Source organism: Caldisericia bacterium (assembly GCA_021158845.1).
Lineage (GTDB): Bacteria > Caldisericota > Caldisericia > B22-G15 > B22-G15 > B22-G15.
Genome location: JAGGSY010000033.1, coordinates 1 through 8138, shown reverse-complemented (window position 1 = coordinate 8138; position 8138 = coordinate 1). Strand labels below are relative to the sequence as shown.

The 8138-nt window shown below is 34.8% G+C and carries 9 protein-coding genes; 1 reads left to right on the top strand and 8 read right to left on the bottom strand.

The window, feature by feature from the left end; genetic code table 11:
• Positions 1 to 620, bottom strand: a 620-nt coding sequence (locus J7J33_01295; GenBank protein ID MCD6167929.1) for a hypothetical protein, incomplete at its 3' end; no start/stop codon positions are given.
• Entirely contained in the window at positions 610 to 1671 is a 1062-nt protein-coding gene (locus tag J7J33_01290) for a response regulator (GenBank protein ID MCD6167928.1), read from the bottom strand. The genes J7J33_01295 and J7J33_01290, both read right to left, overlap by 11 nt.
• Positions 1672 to 1827: 156 nt before the next feature.
• Between J7J33_01290 and J7J33_01285 the strand changes: the two genes are divergently transcribed.
• A complete protein-coding gene (locus tag J7J33_01285; protein MCD6167927.1) occupies positions 1828 to 2730 on the top strand; it encodes a dihydrodipicolinate synthase family protein in 903 nt (300 codons plus the stop codon).
• Here the strand turns inward: J7J33_01285 and J7J33_01280 are convergent.
• Genes J7J33_01280 through uvrB form a run of 6 tightly spaced genes read right to left on the bottom strand, consistent with a single transcriptional unit; the run spans position 2727 to position 8002 of the window.
• Positions 2727 to 2882, bottom strand: a complete 156-nt coding sequence (locus tag J7J33_01280; protein ID MCD6167926.1) for a hypothetical protein — start codon at positions 2880 to 2882, stop codon at positions 2727 to 2729. The genes J7J33_01285 and J7J33_01280 overlap by 4 nt on opposite strands.
• On the bottom strand, positions 2840 to 3904 hold the full coding sequence (gene folK / locus J7J33_01275; GenBank protein MCD6167925.1) for a 2-amino-4-hydroxy-6-hydroxymethyldihydropteridine diphosphokinase: 1065 nt from the start codon (positions 3902 to 3904) through the stop codon (positions 2840 to 2842). Before folK ends, J7J33_01280 begins: the two co-directional genes overlap by 43 nt.
• Positions 3901 to 4698 carry a metallophosphoesterase gene (locus J7J33_01270; protein ID MCD6167924.1) on the bottom strand — a complete coding sequence of 266 codons (798 nt, stop codon included), beginning with the start codon at positions 4696 to 4698 and terminating at the stop codon, positions 3901 to 3903. Before J7J33_01270 ends, folK begins: the two co-directional genes overlap by 4 nt.
• Positions 4695 to 5117 carry a DNA-binding protein gene (locus tag J7J33_01265; GenBank protein MCD6167923.1) on the bottom strand — a complete coding sequence of 141 codons (423 nt, stop codon included), beginning with the start codon at positions 5115 to 5117 and terminating at the stop codon, positions 4695 to 4697. The genes J7J33_01270 and J7J33_01265 overlap by 4 nt, the downstream gene beginning before the upstream one ends.
• Positions 5118 to 5999: a hypothetical protein gene (locus J7J33_01260; protein ID MCD6167922.1), complete on the bottom strand. Its 882-nt coding sequence runs from the start codon at positions 5997 to 5999 to the stop codon at positions 5118 to 5120.
• Positions 5996 to 8002 carry an excinuclease ABC subunit UvrB gene (uvrB, locus tag J7J33_01255; protein MCD6167921.1) on the bottom strand — a complete coding sequence of 669 codons (2007 nt, stop codon included), beginning with the start codon at positions 8000 to 8002 and terminating at the stop codon, positions 5996 to 5998. Before uvrB ends, J7J33_01260 begins: the two co-directional genes overlap by 4 nt.
• Positions 8003 to 8138: the final 136 nt, after the last annotated feature.

The following is an 8138-nucleotide window of genomic DNA, read 5'->3' as shown; positions in this document are numbered from 1 at the left end:
ATTAAAAAAGTAATGTTTTCATTATGAAGTGGTATCTTAACATAAACAACCCTGTTTAAAAAATCTATGTCATCTAAATTTCTTGGTTTATTACCTCCTTCAGACCAGTAGAGTGGGGTTTTACCAAAATATAGTGCTCCATAAATTTTACCAAATACACCTTCTCTGGATTCGTGTAAAAAACCCTCTATCTCCTTAAAAATAAAGGAATTCTTTATATCAAGAATCAAAAATTCATCTTCTTTCAATTGTTTTACATAAAAAATCTTTAAAATCTCTCCCTCTTTTTTAAAATTCAGCCCTTCATTTAAATTAGTTTTTCCAACTATATAATAGGAGTTTATGGCGAAAGAATATTCCAAAATCTTTTCCTTATCTACTCTACCATAGTCAACATAAGTTTTATAAATTACATTAGCTATTTCATCTATATTTTTTATCCTTTCTTTATAATCTGAGATCACCAACTGAGTATAAGAACGAAGTTCCCTCTCTGCAGTTAGAATAGCTTCTTTATAATTTATGTTGTAAATAACAAAAGACAGAACAAGGGAAGGTATAAAAACAACAAAGAGAACCAGCATAATTTGTTTAAATAAAAATTTCTTTTTAATTTTCATCTTTATATTGTTCCTTTATCTTTTTAATCTCCTCAAATTTCTCGATAAAGACTTTAACAACTTCTGGATCATAACTGCTTCCAGATAGTTTTTTTATTTCATTAAAAGCAAAGTCATAACTGAATGACTTTTTATATACTCTCTTGCTTGTCATAGCATCAAAGGAATCTACAACAGATACTATCCTCCCCTCCAAGGGAATTTCCTCCCCCTTTAAGCCTCTTGGGTATCCTGTTCCATTCCATTTTTCATGGTGAGAGAAAGCAATCTTCTCTGCCATTTTAAGAACAGGATTTATTGATCCAGACAGTATCTTCTTTCCAATTATTGTGTGCCTCATCATTACTTTAAATTCTTCAGGAGTTAGTGAAGCCGGTTTTAGAAGTATTCTGTCTGGGATTCCAATCTTTCCAATATCATGAAGAGGTGATGCAAGTTTTATAGTATCTACAAACTCCTTGCATAATCCAATCCCTTCTGCAATTACCTCTGAAAATTTACCCACTCTCTTAACATGTTTCCCCGTCTCATCATCTCTATACTCACCAGCTACACCCAATTTCTCTATGGTTTCATAACTTAAAAGTTCCTTCTCCTTCAATAATTTTCTGAGTTTTTCTGTTTTCTTGAAAATCTCATCTTCAAGATGGGTTTGATATCCAGTTTTTAATGCATTGTATTCTCTTATTTTTAAAAGATTTTTAATTCTTATTTCAAGCTCAACTAAATCTATGGGTTTTGATATGAACTCGTCAGCTCCTGCTTCAGCAGCTCTTGCTTTGTTTTCTCTGTGTGCTGCGGCAGTAACAATAATGATAGGTATATCCTTTGTATTTTTGTTTCTCTTTAAAATTCTCGTTGCTTCAATGCCATCCATTATTGGCATCATTATATCCATAAGGATAAGATCTGGTTTTTTCTCCGTGGCAAGAATGACAGCTTCTCTCCCATCTTTTGCATCTATAACTTCAAATCCTCTGGAAGTTAAGAATGCATTTAAAAATTCAAGGTTAAATTCTTCATCATCTACATTCAGTATCTTTCCTTCCATATTTTTCTCCGTTTATAATATTTTACCATTAATATGCTAAAATTTAACAGGGATGTATTTTTAGGTATCTTTCATCTTAAAGATATTTGAGGTTTCCATGTGAAAGCCTTTCTATTTTTACAAGATTTTGTAAAATTATATTGAAAGGAGAAAAAAATGAAGGGAAAGTTTAATGGCATCTTTGTACCACTTATAACACCATTTAAAGAGGATGGGGAGATAGACTTTGATGGTTTTGAAAAGATAATTAACTTCCTTACTCCAAAGGTCCAAGGTTTCTTTGTAAATGCAACTACAGGAGAGTTCACATCCCTTACATTAAAAGAGAGAAAAAGGATAATGGTTTTTGTAAAAGAAATTATAGGAAAAGATGTGAAACTACTTGCCAATGTCTCTTCCACTTCCTTTAAAGAAGTTGAAGAACTCATAAATCTTGCGAAAGAACTTGAATATGACGCTATTGTTTCACCACCTCCTTTTTATCTTATCCCAAACAAAGAGGGGATCAAAGATTACTTTCTATCTATAGCAAGAATTTCAGAGATGGACACAATTATCTACAACATTCCTTCATGCACAGGCTACAGCGTTAGTGTGGATTTAATAAGAGAGCTTGCCCTTAAAGAGGAGAAAATTATAGGAGTAAAGGCAACAATAGATAGTCTTGGTTATATAAAAGATTTACTACTCAAGATAAAGAAAGAGAGGGAGGATTTTTCAGTCCTTACAGGGCTTGGATTTTATCTCTCCTCAACCCTTATTCTTGGTGGAGATGGGGGAATCCTTGCTCTATCCCACATTGCCCCAGATGTTCTGACGAGTATCATTAAAAACTTTGAGGAGGGAGATCTTACCGACTTTAAGAAAAACACTGAATTTATAGCGAGGTTAGCAGATATATACAGATTTGGAACCTCTTTTGCCTCAAGTATTAAAATTGCTCTAAAACTCATGGGATTTCCAATTTCAACATATGTAAGAAAACCCCTCGTTGTGGATGATGAGGAGGCTATTTTGAATATAGAAAAAATCTTAAAGGAACTAAAAATTGTAGATTAAGGTATCATGTGGAGTGGAACTTTTTCAGTGTGTCCATCTAAATGTTTTACTGTTATATTTAATTCTTCATCCATATCAATCCCATAAACCTCAACAAGTTCTTTATCCTTCATAATTTTAAATGGTTTATCAAAAAGATTGTATTCATCCACAAGCTCAGAGATAATCTCCTTTCTCCTAAACCTATAAAAATTAGAAATAATATCTTTATAGTGAGAAAGATTGATGTGGGAGGTTTAAGAAAAGTTCCTTTAAAATCCTCTTCATTCAAATTTACATTTAAGCCAACCCCTATTACCTCTCCAATGAGTTTATCTTTAAAGATTCCTTCACTTATTATTCCGCATACCTTCTTATCTTTTATGTATACATCATTTGGAATCTTTATATTTACTCCATGAATCCCCATCTCTTTAAGTGCCCTTCCCACAGATAGGGCAGAGAGGAGTGGAAGGGCATATATAGATTTAACGGGTCTTTCTGTGAATGAAAACCATAAACCTCCTCTTTTAGAGATCCATAAGTTCCCCTTTCTCCCCCTTCCTTCGGTCTGGATAGAACTTACAACTAAAGTATTTTCAATAAAGTTCTTCTTTAAGAACTTCTGTGTTGAAGGAAGAGGCCTAAAAAAGAATAGATTTGAAGGGATTTTTTTAAGGGTGAGATTAAATTCTGAGAAAACGTCTCTTTTAAAGGAAAAATCCTCAATTTTTTTAACCTCTCCCAAAGTTTTAACAGTAAATAAATCCCTTACCTTTCTTTTTCTCTCAGGATCAATGAATTCATCTTCTATCTCAAGAAGTGGCACTATAACAAAATCTCTATCTCTGTAGTCTTTATGGGGAATTTTTAAATCCTTTTCTTTAAGAATAACATCTTCATAGAATACAATATCCACATCTATCTCCCTTGGTCCCCATCTAAATCTTTCTCTTCTCCCCATCTCTTTCTCCACTTTCTTTATAAAGAAGAGGAGACTTTTTGGATTAAGATTTGTTTCTCCGGAGATCACCACATTGAAAAATTTATTCTGTTTTCTATACCCCCATGGCTCTGTTTCGTAGAGAGATGAAACCTTTTCTATCTTAACCCTTTCCCTTAGTTTTGAAATGGTTTTTATAATTGTTTTTCTCCTATCTCCAATATTACTTCCAAGCGAGAGAACAACCTTCATTCTTTACTCTTCAATGTAAAAAGTGTTATCTCTGGAGGACATAAGAACCTTATGGGAAAAACAGATAGTCCTATACCTCTGTTTACATAGAGTTTTCCCCATTTTGTCTCATACATTCCCCTTATGTAGTTTGTCTCTGTTGGAGCCCAGAATGGTTTAACAAAGGGAATGTTTACCTGTCCACCATGTGTATGACCACAGATGATAAGGTCAAATTTTTCATCCTTAAGATGATTTACAATGCATGGTGCATGAGAAAGAAGTATTGTAAATTTCTTTTTGTTTATTCCCATTGTTGCTCTTTCTATATCATCGTGTCCTGTGTATGGGTCACTTACACCAACAATGTTTATAAAATCCCCATTTTTAAAGTAGAGTCTATTGTCATTCATTAAAACTTCAATTTCATTTCTCTCAAGCATATTTATAAGTGGGTCAATATCCCCTGCCCAATAATCCCAGTTTCCAAGAACTGCATAGGTTTTTAACTTCAAGCCACTGATAAATTTTTTAACCTCTGAAAGTTTATCCAATTTCTCATAGAAATCCCCAGTTATGAAGATAACATCAGGTTTTATTGCTCTTATTAAAAACAAAACCTCCCTTTCCCTAACTCCAAAATTCTTTATATGTAGATCTGAAATTTCAAGAATCTTTATCTTTTCAATATCCTTTGAAATCTTTTCTGATTCAATGTTTATTCTGGTTATAAGAACTAAATTTGGTTCAATGAAAAATATGTATACAAGGAATAGTGAAATTAAAATGACAAGCCACTTTAAAAATTTCTTCATAAATCTAACAAGGGAAGTCCATTTGAAATCTCTCTCTTTATCTTTGCATTTGATACAAGAATTGCCATTTCTATGAATGTGTGGACTTCTCCATCAATAAGATGTCCACCAATTGCCTTTTTATCTCTGTCCCCAAGATAGACATGAATGTGATAGGGTTTCTCTTCCCCTTTAAGAATGAATCCGCTGAAACCAAGAAGCTCAAATGGACCAGTAAATATTGAGTTTTCATAATCAACTTTACTTCCATCATACAGACCATAACCTATCTCAACATTTTTAATCATTCCAAGAGCAGTTAAAATTACTCCTGTCTCTTCCATTCTTGGATCATTAATAAGTTTCATCATAGATTCTGAGATTTTTTCTCCCTCCTCAAAAACTGCAAAAAGTATATCCTTCTCTCTCTTTATTCTCATTTATACCTCCTTTAACACAAGTTTTCTTTCAAAATTAAATCCCTCCTTAAGGGATATGGATAGAGCCTTTTTAATACTATCTATGTAATCACTACCATTGTCAAGGAAGAAGGATATTGCACCTATAAATCTATCTCTAAAACCATCTCTATCGTTTCCATTGAATTTTTCAGGGGATAGAAGGTGATAGACTTTCTCTTCAAAATTAAAGAGTATGTTCCCCTTCTCAAAGTTAACTATGATAATATCAGGTTTTGGTTCCTTTATTGTTTTTATCCTCCTTGCTGGAGAGATGAGGGATGAGCCACAGATTTTGTCAAAATCTGGTTTATCAACCCTTGCAATGGTTGGACTTCCCTTTATACCTTCAATAAGTGGTTCTCCCTCTGTATCAAGAATTGTAATCTTACCAGCATCCTTTGCAATGGTAATAAGCCTAAAGTATATATTTTCAGGAACACCAGAGGGTATGCTTCCAGAAAGAAGCACCACATCAAAATCCTTTACGATCTCTTTAAACTTATCTACAAATCCTTTTGTGTCAATGGGAGAGAGAAGTGGTCCAGTCTCAGAAACATCAGTTCTTAATCCCCTTTCATCAAATATCTTTATTGATATTCTACTTTCCTCTTCTGTCACATAAAAATCTGTGTCCAAACCTTCTCTTTTGAGTTCCTCTTCTATGTACTCGCCAGTCTTTCCCCCTATTATTCCTGTTATGACAACCTCTCCCCCTATCTTTTTAATAAATCTTGCTGCATTTATTCCCCTTCCACCTGAACTTTCCTTTGTTATTTCAATCTTGTTCATCTTTCCAACCACAAATCTTTTAACTCTTCCAATCTTTTCAATCTTCGGATTCAGGGAAACAGATAAAATCATCTCTTCTCCTTTCTCTTTAATAGTTTCTTAAGTTCAAAGATCTTATCTCTAATTCGCGCAGCCTCTTCAAACTCAAGGGTTTCAGCCTTAAGATGCATCTCCTCCTCAAGTTCCATAATGAGATAATTGATCTCTTCATGAGAGAGATTCCCACGAGATACTCTCGCAAATTCCTCAATCTCTTCTTTTCCTTTGTAAGGAAGGTCTATCAAATCCTTTACCGCCTTTCTAATGGTCTCAGGTTTTATACCATGTTTTTTATTATACTCCATTTGAATCTTTCTTCTTCTGTTGGTTTCATCTATTGCTTTTCTCATGGACTCTGTTATATTATCAGCATACATTATAACCTTCCCACTCACATTCCTCGCTGCTCTTCCTATGGTTTGAATCAAGGATACATAGGACCTTAAAAATCCCTCCTTGTCTGCATCAAGGATTGCAACAAGAGAAACCTCTGGAAGGTCAAGTCCTTCCCTCAATAGATTTATTCCAACGAGGCAATCAAACTCTCCAGCCCTAAGTTCCCTTAAAATTTCAGCCCTCTTTATGGTGTCTATGTCTGAGTGAAGATACTTTACCTTAAGACCCCTTTCTATGAGATACTCTGTTAAATCCTCTGCCATTCTCTTTGTCAGCGTTGTAACAAGCACCCTCTCGTTTTTCTCCACCCTCTTCTTTATCTCATTAATTAAATCCTCAATCTGATTCTCAGTAGGTCTCACCTCCACCATTGGATCAACAAGACCTGTTGGTCTTATGAGTTGTTCTACAACCTGTTCTGAAACAGAAAGCTCATAATCTGATGGGGTTGCTGAAACAAAGATAACCTGATTTACCCTCTCAAGGAATTCATCAAACTTAAGAGGTCTGTTATCAAGGGCAGATGGAAGTCTGAACCCATATTCAACAAGGGTTTCCTTTCTTGATCTATCTCCAAGATACATTCCCCTCACCTGTGGAACTGTGATGTGTGATTCATCAATGAATGTTATGTAGTCTTCAGGGAAGTAGTCAAGAATTGTGTAGGGTGGCTCTCCAGGTTTCCTTCCAGAGAAGTGCCTTGTGTAATTTTCAATTCCCTTACAGTATCCAGTCTCAAGAAGCATCTCAATATCAAAATTTGTCCTCTGAAGGAGTCTTTCTGCCTCAAGATACTTTCCCTTTCTTTTGAAATACTCAACCCTCTCTTTAAGTTCTCTTCTTATACTCTCAACAGCTTTCTTAATTCTCTCCTCTGTTGTCAAGAATTGTTTTGCAGGGAAGAAGACAAAGGATTCTCTCTCCTCAATCTTTGTTCCAAGGAGTGGATCAATAAGGCTTATACTTTCCACCTCATCCCCAAAAAACTCAATTCTTACTGCTACATCCATTTCTGTTGGGAAAACATCCACCGTGTCTCCCCTCACCCTTATCTTCCCTCTTGAAAAGTCTATATCGTTTCTTTCGTATTGAAGAACAATCAAATCTCTTACAAAGGATCTCCTATCAACTCTATCACCAACTTTTATAGTTATAAGCCCCTTTAAAAATTCTGTTGGATCATCCCACCCATATATACATGAGACAGAGGATACAACTATAACATCCCTCCTCTCCATCAAACTCCTCAAAGTTTTATGTCTCAATTTAACTATGTCTTCATTTATATCGGCATCCTTTTCAATGTAAAGGTCAGATTGTGGAACATACGCCTCTGGCTGATAGTAATCATAATAACTTACAAAATACTCCACTGCGTTGTAGGGAAATAAATCCCTAAATTCAGAGTAAAGTTGTGCTGCAAGGGTTTTGTTGTGGGAGAGGACAAGGGTTGGTCTGTTAACTCTTGCAATGACCTGAGCCATTGTATATGTTTTTCCTGAACCTGTAACACCAAGAAGAGTTTGAAATCTAAGCCCTTTCCTTAAACCTGTGACGAGTTTTTCAATTGCTTGAGGCTGATCTCCCTTTGGTTCATAGTCAGAGACCAGTATAAATTTATCCCTTTCTTTTAATCTCACACTTTAATTTTATATTAAATAATTAAATTTTAAAGGGAGGCAGATGCCTCTCCTATACCCTGAAGGGAGAGGATTAACTTTTACCAGTCATCTCCTGTATGCCATGCAGGAAAAGACAAAGGTTGTCCCGGAAAAA